The sequence below is a fragment of the Lysobacter sp. yr284 genome (assembly GCF_900107375.1).
Classification (GTDB): domain Bacteria; phylum Pseudomonadota; class Gammaproteobacteria; order Xanthomonadales; family Xanthomonadaceae; genus Lysobacter.
On sequence record NZ_FNPT01000004.1, the window covers coordinates 224,858 to 241,191 of the forward strand.

Here is a 16,334-nt window from a genome sequence, read left to right on the forward strand (position 1 = left end):
CCGTGGCTCCCTGTAGGAGCGGCGCAAGCCGCGACCGCGCCGGTCCGGATCGCCGCGCCGCGGTATCCAAACCGGATGGTTCGGTTGCGCCTTCGGGTTGCCTCGGCGGCCGGTTGGCCGGGTCGCGGCTTGCGCCGCTCCTACAGGGGGTGGCCGGTCACTTCGGCGGCGGGAACCAGATGTCGGCGGCGTCGCCGCTGGCGTCGAAGAAGCCGACGCCGTGGCGCGCCGCGGCCGCGCGCGTGGCCGCGTACGCGGCTTCGGCGAGCGGCCAGCGGAAGCAGGCGTAGATCGACGAATAGCCGATGGAGTATTCGGTGGCGTGCAGGTCGCCGTCGTCGGCGAACGCCGCCTCGTGCATGTTGGGGAACTCGCCGCGCATCTGCGAATACCACGCCAGCAGCGCGGAGCAGGTGACCAGCGGGTCGCGGTAGTCGTGCGGCTCGCTCCACTCGGTCTGGGCCCGGTACCAGGCCAGGAAGGCCGCGCGTTCGCGCGGCGCGACGGTCGGGTCGAACACCATCAGGTCGTAGCTCACCGGCCGCTCGCCTGCGCCGCGGCCGCCTTGCGCGGCACGATCCCCAGCGCCTGCTCGATCTCGCCCGGATCGTAGCGCTTGCCGCCCTTGAACACCGCATCGACCTTGCGGATGTCGCGCATATCCTTGAGCGGGTCGCCGTCGATCAGCACCAGGTCGGCGTACTTGCCCGGCGCGACCACGCCGCGGTCCTTGTCCACGCCCAGCACCTGCGCCGGCGTCAGCGTCGCCAGGCGCAGCACTTCGGCGTTGGGGATGCCGGCGCGCGCATAGCTTTCCAGTTCGGCGTGGAGCATGTAGCCGGCCATCGCGTCGGTGCCGGGCAGGATGGTCACGCCGGCGTCGTGCAGCGCCTTGAGCAGCTTGAGCATGCTCGGGAATGCCTGCTTGTAGGCCTCTTCCTTGCCGTGCGGCGGCTTCAGCGCGCCCCAGCTGAGGTTGCGCCGCGCCTGCGGCGGCAGCCGCTCGGTGACGCCGCGCAGGCCGGGCGGGATCTTGTCGGTCGGGTCGCCGCCGAACAGGTCTTCTTCCAACGCCATGGTCGCGTCGATGACGGTGCGGTGGCGCTTGAGGAAGCCGATGAACTCGCGCACCTTCGGCGCCTCGGGCGGGAACTCGTGCGCGCGCTCGGCCACCGCGGTGAGCCGCTGCATGCTCTGGGTGTCCTTGACTCCGGGATACATGAAGTTGAGTTCGACGTAGAGCAGGTGCTGCAGTTCGTCGGCGCCGCCCTCGATGAACTGGCGCGCCGACATCGTCGCCGGCACGTGGCCGCTGTAGCGCAGGCCGCGGGCGTGGGCGCGGTCGGCGATCACCGGCACCAGTTCGGGTTTCAGCGAGGAATAGCTCTTGATCTGCATGTAGCCGCGGTCGGCGTAGAAGTCCACCGCCTTGACCGCTTCCTCGGGCGTGGACACCAGCATCTTGGTCGGGCCGGCGTAGGGGCCGGGGCCGTCGATGAAGCCGGCCTTGAGCACGCGCGGGCCGATCTCGCTGCCGGCGTCGAAGCGCTCGACCCGCTGCAGGAAGGTGTCGAAGTTGTTGGCCACGTCGCGCGCGCTGGTGACGCCGGCGGCGATGTCGAGCGCGCCGTCCTCGGTGCTGCTGTAGTGCTTGTGCACGTCCCACAGGCCGGGCATCAGGAAGCGGCCGCGCGCATCGAGGACTTCCGCGCCCGCGGGCGCGCGCAGCTGCGCGTCGGGGCCGACGCGGACGATGCGTTCGTTCTCGATCAGCACGCTGGTGCCGGCCTCGACGCTGAGGTCGCGCGGGTCGAACAGGCGCGCGTTGCGGATCAGCAGCGGGCCCTTGGGCGCATGGGTGAGGCGCTGGGCGAAGTCGGCGCCCCAGCGCGCGGCGGCGGCTTCCTGCAGTTCGGTCAGCTTCGCCACCGCCGGCTCGAACTCGCGGTCGACGGTGACGAACCAGCCCGAGGCGGCGATGGTCGCGGCGGTGCGGCCGTCCTCGCGCAGCCAGACCATGCGCGGGGTGAAGTCGAGCCCGAGGATGCTGTAGAGCTGCAGTTCGACCGTGCCGTCGCGGCCGGCGATCAGGTATTCGCCGACGCGCTCGATCCGCGCCTCGCCGGCCGGCAGCAAGGCGAGCGTGCGCTGCGGCGCCTTGAGCAGGGCGCGGGCGAGCGCGCCGGTGGCTTCCGGGGCGGCCTGCAGCGGCAGGAAGAACGCCGGCGCGGCCAACGCGCGCTCGCCGTGTTCGCTGGGGTTCTTCCAGCGCGCGCTGCCCGCTTCGACCCGGTAGCTTTCCTCGAACGGGGTCAGCAGGTAGTCGTTGCCGCGGCCGCTGTACTCGCGCAGGGTGCCGTCGTCGTTGAGCCGCCAGCCGGTGCTGGTGCGGTCGCCGCGGCCGCGGTCGGCGTAGTGGAACTCGACCTGGACCGAGCCGTTGGCGGCGGTGGTCACGGTCTGCGCGCCGGCGCTGCGGCCCTGCATCAGCACGGCGTAGTCGCGGGTGGCGGGCGCGGCGTGGGCGCTCAGCGCGGCGGCGAGGGCGAGGGACAGCGACAGCAGGGCGATCGGACGCATCGTCGGGCTCCGGGTGGCGTGCTGATGGCGGGAACGTGTCCGACCGGTATAGCCGATCCGCGCGGCGCGGGGATGTGCCGGCAGTGGGAACTGGCCCGCGAACGGACGGCCGGCGGCCTTTGTGGGACGGCTTTGTGGGAGGGCCTTCAGGCCCGATGCTTTTGTCTCAGGTCGCAGCGACCGGACCGAAAAGCATCGGGCCTGAAGGCCCTCCCACAAAAGCGCGAAGGCCCGGGACGGGCCCGGGCCTTCGTGCAGGTTTCAGGCTGTCGCGCGCCTCACCACTTGTAGCCCGCCTTCAAGTACGCGAACGCGCCGTTGAACCCGAACGGCGAGGCGGTGTTGTACGGCAGGTAGTTGCGGGTGCCGCGCACCAGCTTGGACTCGTCGGGGTATTCGTTGAGCACGTTGTCGCCGCCGACGGTGAAGTCCCAGCGGTCCAGGCGGTAGGTCGCGGCCAGGTCCAGGGTCCACTTGGCGCTGAAGGTCTGGTCCTGCAGCGGGTCGGTCGCATGCAGCTCGGTGAACTGGCCGTAGCGGGTGGCGGTCGCGGTGAGGTTCCAGTTGCCGCTCTTCCAGTCGCCGGCGAGGAAGAACTTGTCGCGCGGCGCGCCCTTGGTGATGCGGCCGATCTCGGTGCGGCCGATGCGCACCGCGGCCGGGTCGATCGCCGCCAGCCGCGGCGGGTTCGGCGCGATGTTCTCGATTTCGGTCTTGGAATAGTTGTAGCCGGCGGTGGTGCTGAGCTTGCCGTTGCCGACGTCCCAGGCGTAGGTGGCGATCAGGTCCACGCCCTGGGTCTTGGTGTCGACGGCGTTGGTGAAGTAGCGGCCGCCGTCCACGCCGACATAGCCGTTCTGGTTGAGGTACTGCGTGACTGCTGCGCTGCGCAGGTTCTCCGACAGCAGGATGCGGTCGTCGACGGAGATGTGATAGGCGTCGACGGTGATGTACAGCCCCTCGGAGGGTTGCAGCACCAGGCCCAGGCTGTAGTTGGTGGATTCCTCGGCCTTGAGCGGCTCGGCGCCGAGCGCGATCGCGGCCGGGTTGTCGACCCGCAAGGTGCCGATGTTGAACGGAACGCCGCTGATGAAGTTGGTCGCGATCGACTGGAAATACTGCTGTTGCAGCGACGGCGCGCGGAAGCCGGTCGATATCGTGCTGCGCAGCGCGATCTTGTCGGTGAACGCATAGCGGCCGGACAGCTTGCCCGAGGTGGTCTCGCCGAAATCGCTGTAGCTCTCGTATCGCGCGGCGGCGCCGAGCGAGAATTTGTCGGTCAGGTCGGCCTCGGCGTCGAGGTAGAACGAATAGCTGTGGCGGTCGAATCTGCCCGCGTCGATGTCGCGGAAGCCGGAGAAGACCTGCGCGCCTGGAATGAAGTCGCCGTTGGACGCGCGTACGCCGCCGTTGGCGTAGGACAGCGGGTCGCCTGCGCGCTGCTCGAACTCCTCGCCGCGCCATTCCGCGCCCCAGGCGAAGGTGACCGGATATTTCCAGCCGAAGTCCACCGCGCGGGTGAAATCGAGATTCAGCACGTGCTGGGTGACTTCCAGCGCGCCGGCGTAGAACTGGGTCGGCGAGCTGGGGCCCAGGCTGCGGTTGAGCGTGTTCTCGATGTCGAAGGTCAGGCCGTTGTGGCCGTAGTTGTAGCTCAGGTCGATCTGGGTGCCGCCGGCGGTCTCGCTGCGCACGCCGAACACCGCGGCGCGGTCCTTGCTGACGTTGTGGATCTGCGGCAGGAAGCCGTTGGGGTAGATCGAGGGAATGTTGCGCGGGTCGGCGGCGAAGCGGAAATAGCCGTTGGACAGCACGTCGCGTTCGCTGTAGCTGCCGAAGGAATAGAACGACAGGTAATCGGCCGGCGTGTACTCGCCGTTGTAGGAGAACGCGCCGTGGTCGATCTCCGGATCGCCGTAGCGCTGTTCGACCACGCCCTGGAACGGCCGCGCGCGGTTGGTGTTGTCCTGGTGGCCGCCCTGCGCGGCCAGGCGCAGCCAGCCGCGCTCGCCTTGCAGGCCCAGGTCGCCGGAGAGCTGGTACTGCTCGCCGTCGCCGGCGCTGTACTGGCCGTAGCGCGCGGCGATCGAGCCGCCTTCGCCGGATCCCTTGAGCACGATGTTGACCACGCCGGCGATGGCGTCGGAGCCGTACTGGGCCGAGGCGCCGTCGCGCAGCACTTCCACGCGTTCGATCGAGGCGATCGGGATGGCGTTGAGGTCCACCGGCGACGAGCCGCGGCCCTGGCTGCCGTTGAGGTTGATCAGCGCAGTGGTGTGGCGGCGCTTGCCGTTGACCAGCACCAGCACCTGGTCGGGCGCGAGGCCGCGCAGCTGCGCCGGGCGCACCGCGTCGGTGCCGTCGGTGATCGCCGGGCGCGGGAAGTTCAGCGAGGGCAGGGCGCGCGACAGCGCGGTCGCCAGCTCGACCGTGCCGGTGGCTTCCAGGGTCTCGGGGGTGATGATGTCGATCGGCGCGGTCGACTCGGCCACGGTGCGGTCGGACACGCGGGTGCCGGTGACGATGACCTGGTCGAGGGTCTTGGCGTCGGCCTGGGCCGGCGGCTGGGCCAGGGCGGCGGGGGCCGCGGCCAGGCCCAGGGCCAGGGACAGCCCGAGGGCGAGCGGATGGCGGGCGCGGAGACCGGGGCGGGCGAGCGTGCGGCTGGCGTGCATGAAGACTCCTGCATGGGGGACTGACAGCGATGTCATCCGGGTTTAACACGGTCATAACAACCGGGTCAATGAAGCGGCCAGAAACCGGCTAACGCAAGTAATCAAAAGGTGGTAAGCGCCTCGTTTTGGGCGCTGCGCCGCGGTTCGCGGGCAAAAAGAACCGCCGGTCGCATATGCGCAGCGAGCCGGCGGCCAGAAAGCGAACGAGGATCGGGGGATTGCCCTGGGCCGGTCGGAACCGGGCCCGCCGCCAGCATGGCCGCAGGCGGGGCGGCGATTGAATAGGACGAGTCCGAAACAGCGGCGGGTGTCGGCCGCGCTGCGCCGCCGCGACTGTTAAGATGCGCGCGCTCAAGGTGATCGCCGGCACAGTCCGGCGATTGAAACGGGAATCCGGTCGCGCCGCGGCGCCGTTCGTGCAGAACGGTCCGCGCGCTCAAGCCGGAGCTGCCCCCGCAACGGTAGGCGAGTCCACGCACCGCAACGGCCACTGTGCTCTGCATGGGAAGGCGCGGCGCCGGAACCTCGGACAAGGACGCTCGACAGGTTCCACTCGCAAGCCCGGAGACCGGCCCGGAGCGCGAACCGACCGGCGGCGGGCCTGGTGGCGGAGCGAGCGCGCCTGCGCGCGTCCTTCCGTGCCGTTTTCGCGCCGGTCCCGACCCTTGTCGGCCGCGCGGGAGAGCGCGGCCCTGGAGACCCGCAGGCCATGCAGCACCGCTTCGCCCGTTCCCCCCGCCGCGCGCTCGCGCCGGCCCTGGCCCTCGCCCTGTCGGGCGCCGCCGCCACCGCCCATGCCGCGCCGGCGGTCGATCTCGATCAGGTCGTGGTCACCGCCACCCGCACCGCGCAGACCCAGGACGCGACCCTGGCCGCGGTCACCGTGATCGACCGCGCCGAGATCGAGCGCCTGCAGCCCTCGTCGCTGCCGGACCTGCTGCGCGGCACCCCGGGCGCGTCGCTGGCCAACAACGGCGGGCCGGGCAAGAGCACCTCGTTGTTCCTGCGCGGCAGCGAATCCGACCACGTGCTGGTGCTGGTCGACGGCATCAAGCTCGGCTCGGCCACCAGCGGCGGCGCCTCGCTGCAGGACATCCCGGTCGAGCAGATCGAGCGGGTGGAGATCGTGCGCGGCCCGTTCTCCAGCCTGTACGGCTCCGAAGCCATCGGCGGCGTGATCCAGATCTTCACCCGCCGCCCGCAGGGGCCGTTCGCGCCGAGCTTCAGCGTCGGCATCGGCAGCAACCAGACCCATCGCGCGTCCGCCGGCGTGGCCGGCAAGGGCGAGCGCGGCTGGTACTCGATCAACGCCGCGCACGAAGACACCGACGGCATCGACGCCTGCCGCGGCAAGCCGTCGCCGGGCGGCGCCGGCTGCTTCACCTATTCGCCCGACCGCGACGGTTACCGCAACTCCTCGCTGACCCTGCAGGGCGGCTACCGCTTCAACGAGCAGTGGGACGGTGAGGCGCGGGTGTTCCGCGCGCAGGGTTACAACGAGTACGACGGCAGCCAGAACAACCAGGCCGACACCGTCCAGCAGGTCGCCGGCGCCAAGCTGCGCTATCGCCCGAACGAGCGCTTCGCGCTGAACCTAAACGCCGGCCGCAGTTGGGACCTCAGCGAGCAGTACAAGGACGGCAAGTACTCCAGCACCTTCGACACCCGCCGCCAGCTCGGCTCGCTGCAGGGCGACCTCGGCCTCGGCGGCGGCTTGCTGAGCCTGGGCTTCGATTGGCAGCGCGACGAAGTGCAAAGCAACACCGCCTACAAGCGCGACGCGCGCGTGCTGCGCGGCGCGTTCGGCCAGTACCAGCGCGAGTTCGGCGCGCACGCGCTGCAGGCCAGCCTGCGCCGCGACGACGACAGCCAGTTCGGCGGCGAAACCACCGGCAGCGTGCTGTGGGGCTGGAACTTCACCGACGCGCTGCGGCTGACCGCGAGCTACGGCACCGCGTTCAAGGCGCCGACCTTCAACGAGCTGTATTACCCCGGCTACGGCAATCCGGAACTGGGGCCGGAGACTTCGCGCAGCTTCGAGCTGGGCCTGCGCGGCACCTTCGGCGACGGCGGCCGCCAGGTGTGGTCGCTCAACGCCTACCAGACCCGGATCGACGACCTGATCGCGTACGACGCGTCCATCGGCCTGCCCGGCAACGTCGACCGCGCCCGCATCCGCGGCGTGGAAGCGGCGCTGGACACGCGCGTGGCCGGCTGGGACCTGCGCGCCAGCGCGACCTGGCTGGACCCGCGCAACGACAGCCGCGGCGGCTACCGCGACAACGTGCTGCCGCGGCGCGCGCGCCAGAGTGCGCGCATCGACCTGGACCGCCGCTTCGAACTCGACCGCGGCGACGCGTTCTCGCTCGGCGCCAGCGTCTACGCCGCCGGCCAGCGCTACGACGACCTCGCCAACCGGCGCGAACTCGGCGGCTACGCCCTGGCCGACCTGCGCCTGGGCTATGCGCTGGGCACGGACTGGAACGTGCAGCTGTCGGCCAACAACGTGTTCGACAAACGCTACGAAACCGCGGCCTTCTACAATCAGCCCGGACGCACCTACCTGCTGAGCCTGCGCTACCGCCCCAATCGCTGAACCCGCCCGCGCCGGCCGCGCACGCGCGCGGCCGGCCCCGACCGAGACACGACGATGATCTCCACGCCCCCATCCCCGCCCGCCCGCGCGAACCCGCGCCGGCACGAACTGCGGCCGTTGCTCGCCGGCCCCGCGCAACTGGCGATCCTGGCCTTGCTGCTGACGCTTATGGCCGCGACCCGTTTCCATGCGGTCGGCAGCGTGCTGCACCTGCCGGACGCGTCGATGGCGGTGTTCTTCCTCGGCGGCCTGTACCTGCAGCGCCACCGGTTGTTCGCCGGGCTGCTGGTGGCGGCGGTGGCGATCGACTACATCGCCGTGACCGGGCGCGGGCTGAACTTTTTCGATCATTACTGCGTGACGCCGTCGTACGCGTTCCTGCTGCTGGCCTACGCGGTGCTGTGGTACCTGGGCCGGGCCTGGGCGCCGTCGATGGCGGCCGCGCCGCGCGCGCTGGCCGGCGCGCTGGCGGTGGCGCTGGCCGCGGCCAGCGCGTCGTTCCTGATTTCCAACGGCGCGTTCTATTGGTTCGGCGGCCGCTACGCCGATCCGAATGTCGCCCAGTACATCGAGCGGGTATGGCGCTGGGGCCCGCTGTTCGTCGGCACCACGATGGCTTATGTCGGCGCGGCGTTGCTGGCGCATGCGCTGCTCGCGCGCCTGGTGCGCCCGCGCGACGCCGCATCCGGCCTGCGCCACTGAGAAGGAGAACCTCATGAGCTTGTTGCTACCGCCGAGTCAGGCCGCGCTGCCGATGCGCGCGCGCAACGCCCAGGTCGCCGCCGCGCTGGCCCTGGCCGCGCTGATGGTGTGCACCCGCGGCCAGCACTTCGCCACCGTCGATGCGCTGCCGAGCGCGTCGTGGGCGGTGTTCTTCCTCGCCGGCGCCTTGTTGCGCCCGGCCTGGCTGTTTGCCGCGTTGTTCGTGCTGTCCTCGCTGCTGGACCTGGCCAGCCTGGCGCTGGGGCGGGTCACCGACTGGTGCCTGTCGCCTGCGTACTGGGCGCTGGCGCTGGCCTACGGGGCGCTGTGGTGGGGCGGGCGGATCTACGCGCGCATGCACCGCGACCGCCTGGCGAGCGTGCCGATGCTGGCGCTGACGCTGCTGGCGACCTCGGTGGTGGCCTACCTGATCTCCAAGGGCGGCTTCTACTTCCTGTCCGGCCGCTATCCGGATGCGAGCTGGGCCGGCTTCCTCGAACGCATCCCGCACTATTACCCGCGCGCGCTCGGCACCCTGGCCGGCTACGTCGGCGCCGGCTTCGCCGTCTACGCCGCGGCGCGGCTGGTCGAATCGCGCCAGCGCGCCGGAGCGGCGGCATGAGCCAGGACCAGGACGACCGCGCCGGCTTCGCCGCGGCCAGCGAGGAAAAACACCGCGAGCGCATGCAGCGCAAGAAAGAACTGATCGACCGCAAGGTCGCGCGCGCCACCATCGAGCGCGGCGTGCTGGTGGTCAACACCGGCAACGGCAAGGGCAAGAGCTCCTCGGGCTTCGGCATGCTCGCGCGCTCGCTCGGCCACGGCTTCAAGTGCGGCGTGGTGCAGTTCATCAAGGGCAGCTTCGCCACCGGCGAGGAGGCCTTCTTCCGCCGCTTCGAAGAACTCGACTACCACGTGATGGGCGAGGGCTTCACCTGGGAGACCCAGGACAAGCAGCGCGACATCGCCGCCGCGCAGGCGGCGTGGGCGGTGGCCGCGCGCATGCTCGGCGACGAGGCCTACGACTTCGTCCTGCTCGACGAACTCAACATCGCCCTCGCGCACCGCTACATCGCCGTCGACGACGTGCTCGCCGCGGTCGCCGCGCGCCCGCCGCGCCAGCACGTGGTGATCACCGGCCGCGGCGCGCCCGATGCCCTGGTCGAGGCCGCCGACACGGTGACCGACATGCGCGTGGTCAAGCATGCGTTCAAGGCGGGGATCAAGGCGCAGAAGGGGATCGAGTTGTGAAGCCGGGAACCGGCAGCGGGGAACCGGGAATCGCGGCAGCCGAACGCGCCCGCGCGCCGGCCGGCGCCGATTCCCCGCGGCCTGCGTCCTGTCCCGCCCTGCTGGTGTCGGCGCCGGCCTCCAACCAGGGCAAGACCAGCGTCACCGCCGCGCTGGCGCGCTGGCACTCGCGCCAGGGGCGGCGGGTGCGGGTGTTCAAGACCGGGCCGGACTTCCTCGACCCGATGGTGCTCGAACGCGCCAGCGGCGCGCCGGCGCAGCAGCTGGACCTGTGGATGTGCGGCGAGGACGACGTGCGCGCGCGCCTGCATGCGGCCGCGGGCGAGGCCGAGCTGATCCTGATCGAGGGCGTGATGGGGCTGTTCGACGGTTCGCCGTCGAGCGCGGACCTGGCCCGGCGCATCGGCGTGCCGGTGCTGGCGGTGATCGACGGCTCGGCGATGGCGCAGACCTTCGGCGCGCTCGCGCTCGGGCTGGCGCGTTACCGCGAAGGGCTGCAGGTGTACGGCGTCGCCGCCAACCGCATCGGCAGCGCCTATCACGCGCAGTTGCTGCGTCAGAGCCTGCCCGGCGAGCTGCGCTGGCTCGGCGCGCTGCCGCGCGATCCGGCGCTGGCGCTGCCGGAGCGGCACCTGGGGCTGGTCGCGGCGGGCGAACTGGGCGATATCGACGCGCGCCTGGACGCGCTGGCCGATGCCTGGGCGGCGCATGCCGACGCGCAACTGCCGCCGGCGGTGGCATTCGAGCCGGCGCAGGCGCTGGTGCCGCCGCCGCGCCTGCACGGCCGCCGCATCGCGGTCGCGCGCGATGCGGCGTTCTGCTTCCTGTACCCGGCCAACCTCCAACTGCTGCGTGCGGCCGGCGCCGAGCTGGCGTTCTTCTCGCCGGTGGCGGGCGAAACGCTGCCCGAATGCGACGCGGCGTGGCTGCCGGGCGGTTATCCCGAGCTGCACCTGGACGCGCTCGCGGCCAACGCGGCGTTGCGCGAGGCGCTGCACGCGCACGTCGATGACGGCAAGCCGCTGCTGGCCGAATGCGGCGGGCTGCTGTACTGCCTGGACGAACTGAGCGACCGCGACGGCCGCGGCGCGGCGATGGCCGGCCTGTTGCGCGGCCGTGCGCGCATCGGCGCGCGCCTGGCCGCGCTCGGCCTGCAGTCGGTGGCGTTGCCGGAAGGCGAACTGCGCGGGCACACCTTCCATTACGCCCAGGCCGAGATCGCCGAGAAGGTCGCGGCGATGTCGCACAATCCCAACGGCGGGCCAAGCCGCGAAGCGCTGTATCGTCGCGGCCGCATGAACGCGAGCTTCGTGCATTTCTACTTTCCCTCGAACCCGGACGCGGCCGTGCGGCTGTTCCAGGCATGAGCGCGCAGGCGCTGGCGTGGACGATGCTCGGCGGCGTGCTGCTCGACGCCGCAGTGGGCGAGCCGCGCCGGGGCCATCCGCTGGTCGCCTTCGGCCGCCTGGCGCGCGCGCTGGAAACCGCGCTGCACGCCGACAGCCGCGCGCGCGGCGCGGCCGCGTGGACGCTGGCGGTGCTGCCGCTGAGCGCGGCGGCCGGCTGGCTGCATTGGGCGTTGTGGCAGTGGTCGGCGTGGGCCGGCGGCGCGTTCGCGGCGCTGGCGCTGTACTTCGCTATCGGCCTGCGCAGCCTGCGCGAGCACGCCGCGCCGGTGGCCGACGCGCTGGCGGCGGACCGGCTGGAGGACGCGCGCGCCGCGGTCGGCCGGATCGTCAGCCGCGACGCGCACGCGCTCGATCGCGAACGCGTCGCCGCCGCGGCCACCGAGTCGGTGCTGGAGAACGGCAGCGACGCGGTGTTCGCCGCGCTGTTCTGGTTCGCCCTGCTCGGGCCGGCCGGCGCGGTGCTGTACCGGTTGAGCAACACCCTCGATGCGATGTGGGGCTACCGCAGCGAACGCTATGAGCGCTTCGGCTGGGCCGCCGCGCGCATCGACGACGCGCTGAACTGGCTGCCCGCGCGGCTGACCGCGCTGACCTACGCCGCGCTCGGCGACGGCCCGCGCGCGCTGCGCTGCTGGCGCGCGCAGGCGCCGCACTGGGACAGCCCCAACGCCGGCCCCGTCATGGCCGCCGGCGCCGGCGCGCTGGGCGTGCGCCTGGGCGGCGACGCGCCGTATCGCGGGGTGTGGGAATCGCGCCCGCTGTTGGGCGAAGGCGCGGCGCCCGACGCCGCCTCGATCCGCCGCGCGCTGGCGCTGGTCGAGCGCGGCGCCGCGCTGTGGCTGCTGGCGGTGGCGGCGTTCGCGCTGGCGCGGTGGTGGCATGACTGAGCCGGGCCGCGTGGGTGCGGCCGGGTTCGCGGCAGCGCGCGGAGGCGGCCATGCTTGAACACGGCGGCCGCCTGCTGCGCGCGGCGCAGCGCTACGGCATTCCCGCATCGCAATGGCTGGACCTGTCCACCGGCATCAACCCGCAGGCCTGGCCGGTGCCGGAGATTCCCGCGCGCGCCTGGCAGCGCCTGCCGGAGGACGACGACGGCCTGGCCGAGGTCGCCGCCGCGTACTACGGCGCGCCGCAGGCGCTGCCGGTGGCCGGCTCGCAGGCGGCGATCCAGACCTTGCCCGAGCTGCGCGCGCCCTCGCGCGTCGGCGTGCTCGCGCCCGGCTACGCCGAACACGCGCACGCGTGGCGGCGCGCGGGCCACCGCGTCGACACCCTGTGCGCGGACGAGCTGCTGGCGCAGCGCGAGCGTTTCGACGTGATCGTGCTGATCCACCCCAACAACCCGGGCGGGGAACGCTTCGAACGCGAATCCCTGCTCGCGCTGCATCGCGAGCTGAGCGCGCGCGGCGGCTGGCTGCTGGTCGACGAAGCCTTCATGGACGCCACCCCCGAACGTAGCCTGTGCGGCGACAGCGCGCGCGCCGGCCTGATCGTGCTGCGTTCGGCCGGCAAGTTCTTCGGCCTGGCCGGCGCGCGCGCCGGCTTCGTCTGCGCCGCGCCGGCGCTGCTGGCGGCGCTGCGCGAGCGGCTCGGCCCGTGGACGCTGACCGGCCCGGCGCGCCACGTCCTGCGCCACGCGCTGGCCGACCGCGACTGGCAGCGATGCATGCGCACGCAGTTGCAGACGCAAGGCGAGCGCCTGGCCGCGATGCTGTGCGCGCACGGCCTGGCGCCGAGCGGCGGTTGCGGATTCTTCCAATGGCGGCGCGATCCGCGCGCCGCGCAACTGCACGATGCGCTGGCGCAGCGCGCGATCCTGACCCGATTGTTCGACGAACCCGCCAGTCTGCGCTTCGGCCTGCCCGGCGGCGAGGACGAATGGCAGCGCCTGCACTGCGTGCTGGCCGAACTTGGAGCTTGTCTGCGTTGAACACGTCTTCCGGCAATGCGCGCGTCCTGATGGTCCAGGGCTGCACTTCCGACGCCGGCAAGAGCGCGCTGGTCGCGGCGCTGTGCCGCTGGCTGCACCGTCGCGGCGTCGCGGTGGCGCCGTTCAAGCCGCAGAACATGGCGCTGAACTCGGCGGTGACCGCCGACGGCGGCGAGATCGGCCGCGCTCAGGCGGTGCAGGCGCAGGCCGCCGGGCTGGCGCCGCACACCGACTTCAACCCGATCCTGCTCAAGCCCAGCAGCGACACCGGCGCGCAGGTGATCGTGCACGGCCGCGCCGTGGCCCAGCTGGATGCGCGCGCCTACCACGACTACAAGCGGGTGGCGATGGACGCGGTGCTGGCCTCGCACGCGCGCCTGTGCGCGCGCTACGCCGCGGTGGTGGTGGAGGGCGCCGGCAGCCCGGCCGAGATCAACCTGCGCGACCGCGACATCGCCAACATGGGCTATGCCGAAGCGGTCGACTGCCCGGTGATCCTGATCGCCGACATCGACCGCGGCGGCGTGTTCGCGCACCTGGTCGGCACCCTGGCGCTGCTGTCGGACAGCGAGCGCGCGCGGGTCGCGGGGTTCGTGATCAACCGCTTCCGCGGCGACCTGGGGTTGCTGCAATCCGGGCTGGATTGGCTCGAGCGCGAAACCGGCAAGCCGGTGCTCGGCGTGCTGCCGTACCTGCACGGCCTGCACCTGGAAGCCGAGGACGCGTTGCCGCGCGCGGCCGACGCCAAGGCCGGCGCGCGCCTGCGGGTGGCGGTGCCGGCGCTGCCGCGGATCAGCAACCACACCGACTTCGACGCGCTGCGCGCGCATCCGCAGGTGGACTGCCGCTTCGTCGGCCCCGGCGATGCGCCGCCGCCGTGCGACCTGATCGTGCTGCCGGGCTCGAAGGCGACCCGCGCCGACCTGGCCTGGCTGCGACGCAACGGCTGGGCCGAGGCGATCGCCCGCCACCTGCGCTACGGCGGCCGGGTGATCGGCATCTGCGGCGGCCTGCAGATGCTCGGCCGCGCCGTGCACGACCCGCACGGCATCGAAGGCGAGGCCGGTTCCAGCGACGGCCTGGGCTGGCTCGACCTGGACACCACGCTGCAGCCGTACAAGCAACTGCGCAACGCCAAGGGCCGGCTGAGCTTCGCCGACGCGGCCGCGGAAGGCTACGAAATCCACTGCGGCGTCAGCGCCGGCGCCGCGCTGCAACGGCCGGCATTGCGCCTGGACGACGGCCGCAGCGACGGCGCGATCAGCGCCGACGGCCAAGTGCTCGGCACCTACCTGCACGGCGTGTTCGACCATCCGCAGGCGCTGGCCGCGCTGTTGGGCTGGGCCGGGCTGCAGCAGGCCGAGCCGCTCGACCTGCGCGGGCTGCGCGAACGATCGCTCGACCGCCTCGCCGATGCGGTCGAGCAACACCTGGACACCGCCGCGCTGGCCGCGCTGTTCGGCCTGGACGCGGCGTGCGAGCAAGAACAACGCGAGGACAACGCATGCGCACCCTGATCCTCGGCGGCGCGCGCTCGGGCAAGAGCGCGCTGGCCGAACGCCTGGCCGGCGCCCACGCCGACGTCGTCTACCTGGCCACCGCGCAGCCGCTGGACGGCGAGATGGACGCGCGCATCGCCCACCACCGCGCGCGCCGGCCGGCGCAGTGGGGCTGCGTGGAAGAGCCGGTCGAACTGGCGGCGGCGCTGCGCGCACATGCGGCGCCGGGGCGGTGCGTGTTGGTGGACTGTCTGACGCTGTGGCTCAGCAATGTGTTGGGGCACGAAGACGAGACGTTGTTCGAGCGCGAACGCAGCGCCTTGTTGTCGGCCTTGCCCGGGCTGAGCGGCTCGGTGCTGTTGGTCAGCAACGAAGTCGGCCTCGGCGTGGTGCCGATGGGCGCGTTGAGCCGCCGCTTCGTCGACGAGGCCGGGCGCCTGCACCAGGCGCTGGGCGAGGTCTGCGAGCGGGTGGCGTTCGTCGCGGCGGGCTTGCCGCTGGTGTTGAAAGGCCCGCCGTTGTGAACGGCGGGCGCGTGGATGCGGAGGAACTGGATTTGAACGAGCAAACCCCCTGGTGGCTGCGCGATTGCCTGGGCGTCGACGAGGACAGCGCCGCGCAGGCGCGCGCGCGCCAGGACCAGCTGACCAAGCCGCCGGGCTCGCTCGGCCGTCTGGAGGAGATCGCGGTGCGGCTGGCCGGACTGCAGCGCAGCCAGCGGCCGTCGCTGCAGCGGGTGTGGATCAGCGTGTTCGCCGCCGACCACGGCGTCGCCGCCGAGGGCGTGTCGGCGTTCCCGCAGGCGGTCACCGGCGAGATGCTGCGCAACTTCGCCGGCGGCGGCGCGGCCATCGCCGTGCTCGCGCGCAGCCTCGGCGCGAGCCTGGACGTGGTCAACCTCGGCACGGTCAACGACCCCGGCCCGATCAAAGGCGTGCACCGCGCGATCGTCGCCGCGTCCACGGCCAACTTCTGCCAGGGCGCGGCGATGACGCCGGCGCAGCTGCGCGCCGCGCTGGCCGCCGGCGCCGCCAGCGTGCGCGCCGCGCGCGACGCCGGCGCGCAGTTGTTCGTCGGCGGCGAGATGGGCATCGCCAACACCACCGCCGCGGCGGCGCTGGCCAGCGCGCTGCTGGGCTGCGCGCCGGCGCAGCTGACCGGCGCCGGCACCGGCCTGGACGCGGCCGGCATCGCCCGCAAGATCGCGGTGATCGAGCGCGCGCTGGCCGTGCACGCCGACGCCGGCAGCGACTGGGAACGGCTGCGCCGGCTCGGCGGCTTCGAGATCGCGGCCCTGGCCGGCGCCTACATCGCCTGCGCCCAGGCCGGCCTGGCGGTGCTGGTCGACGGTTTCATCGCCACGGTCGCGGCGTTGGCCGCGCAACGGCTCAATCCCGGTTGCGGCCCGTGGCTGCTGTACGCGCACCGCTCGCACGAGCGCGGCCACGCGGCGCTGCTCGACGCGCTGCGCGCGCAGCCGCTGCTCGACCTGGGCCTGCGCCTGGGCGAGGCCAGCGGCGCCGCGGTCGCGGTGCCGCTGCTGCGGCTGGCCTGCGAGCTGCACGCGGGCATGGCGACCTTCGCCCAGGCCGGCGTGTCGGGCGCGAACGCAGCGCACGACGAGGCCGCGGCCGCGCGCGGGTGAACGCAACCGCACCCGCGGCGGCCGCGCGTGCCCTGCGGCATATTCCC

General features: G+C 72.4%; 13 protein-coding genes and 1 riboswitch. Of the genes, 10 read left to right on the plus strand and 3 right to left on the minus strand.

All coding sequences use genetic code 11. From position 1 onward, the window contains the following. Positions 1-157: 157 nt before the first annotated feature. From BLV01_RS09400 to BLV01_RS09410, 3 genes are all read right to left on the minus strand, one after another. Positions 158-538 carry a hypothetical protein gene (locus tag BLV01_RS09400; protein WP_091797894.1) on the minus strand — a complete coding sequence of 127 codons (381 nt, stop codon included), beginning with the start codon at positions 536-538 and terminating at the stop codon, positions 158-160. Further along, positions 535-2,580: an amidohydrolase family protein gene (locus BLV01_RS09405; RefSeq protein ID WP_091797897.1), complete on the minus strand. Its 2,046-nt coding sequence runs from the start codon at positions 2,578-2,580 to the stop codon at positions 535-537. The genes BLV01_RS09400 and BLV01_RS09405 overlap by 4 nt, the downstream gene beginning before the upstream one ends. A 278-nt stretch (positions 2,581-2,858) precedes the next feature. Next, the gene (locus tag BLV01_RS09410; protein WP_091797900.1) at positions 2,859-5,255 is read right to left on the minus strand and encodes a TonB-dependent receptor plug domain-containing protein; all 2,397 of its coding nucleotides are present in this window, start codon (positions 5,253-5,255) and stop codon (positions 2,859-2,861) included. A 337-nt stretch (positions 5,256-5,592) separates the two neighbouring features. Then, positions 5,593-5,847, plus strand: a riboswitch (cobalamin riboswitch). A 117-nt stretch (positions 5,848-5,964) separates the two neighbouring features. Here BLV01_RS09410 and btuB point away from each other — a divergent pair. From btuB to cobT, 10 genes are all read left to right on the plus strand, one after another. Further along, positions 5,965-7,851: a TonB-dependent vitamin B12 receptor gene (btuB, locus tag BLV01_RS09415; protein ID WP_091797903.1), complete on the plus strand. Its 1,887-nt coding sequence runs from the start codon at positions 5,965-5,967 to the stop codon at positions 7,849-7,851. A 54-nt stretch (positions 7,852-7,905) separates the two neighbouring features. After that, a complete protein-coding gene (locus tag BLV01_RS09420) occupies positions 7,906-8,553 on the plus strand; it encodes a hypothetical protein (RefSeq protein ID WP_254782568.1) in 648 nt (215 codons plus the stop codon). A gap of 52 nt (positions 8,554-8,605) precedes the next feature. Beyond that, the gene (locus BLV01_RS09425) at positions 8,606-9,175 is read left to right on the plus strand and encodes a hypothetical protein (RefSeq protein WP_091798248.1); all 570 of its coding nucleotides are present in this window, start codon (positions 8,606-8,608) and stop codon (positions 9,173-9,175) included. Beyond that, complete coding sequence (gene cobO, locus BLV01_RS09430) at positions 9,172-9,804, plus strand: cob(I)yrinic acid a,c-diamide adenosyltransferase (protein ID WP_091797906.1); 633 nt, start codon at positions 9,172-9,174, stop codon at positions 9,802-9,804. Before BLV01_RS09425 ends, cobO begins: the two co-directional genes overlap by 4 nt. A 98-nt stretch (positions 9,805-9,902) precedes the next feature. After that, a complete protein-coding gene (locus BLV01_RS09435) occupies positions 9,903-11,171 on the plus strand; it encodes a cobyrinate a,c-diamide synthase (protein ID WP_091798252.1) in 1,269 nt (422 codons plus the stop codon). Continuing rightward, positions 11,168-12,100, plus strand: coding sequence for an adenosylcobinamide-phosphate synthase CbiB (cbiB, locus tag BLV01_RS09440; RefSeq protein WP_091797909.1), 933 nt, complete (start codon positions 11,168-11,170; stop codon positions 12,098-12,100). The genes BLV01_RS09435 and cbiB overlap by 4 nt, the downstream gene beginning before the upstream one ends. A 50-nt stretch (positions 12,101-12,150) precedes the next feature. Further along, on the plus strand, positions 12,151-13,143 hold the full coding sequence (cobD, locus tag BLV01_RS09445) for a threonine-phosphate decarboxylase CobD (RefSeq protein ID WP_091797912.1): 993 nt from the start codon (positions 12,151-12,153) through the stop codon (positions 13,141-13,143). 29 nt (positions 13,144-13,172) lie between these two features. After that, positions 13,173-14,660, plus strand: coding sequence for a cobyric acid synthase (locus tag BLV01_RS09450; RefSeq protein WP_254782583.1), 1,488 nt, complete (start codon positions 13,173-13,175; stop codon positions 14,658-14,660). Then, complete coding sequence (gene cobU / locus BLV01_RS26585; protein ID WP_217633479.1) at positions 14,648-15,166, plus strand: bifunctional adenosylcobinamide kinase/adenosylcobinamide-phosphate guanylyltransferase; 519 nt, start codon at positions 14,648-14,650, stop codon at positions 15,164-15,166. Before BLV01_RS09450 ends, cobU begins: the two co-directional genes overlap by 13 nt. 56 nt (positions 15,167-15,222) lie before the next feature. Beyond that, positions 15,223-16,287, plus strand: coding sequence for a nicotinate-nucleotide--dimethylbenzimidazole phosphoribosyltransferase (gene cobT, locus BLV01_RS26590; RefSeq protein ID WP_217633484.1), 1,065 nt, complete (start codon positions 15,223-15,225; stop codon positions 16,285-16,287). Positions 16,288-16,334: the final 47 nt, after the last annotated feature.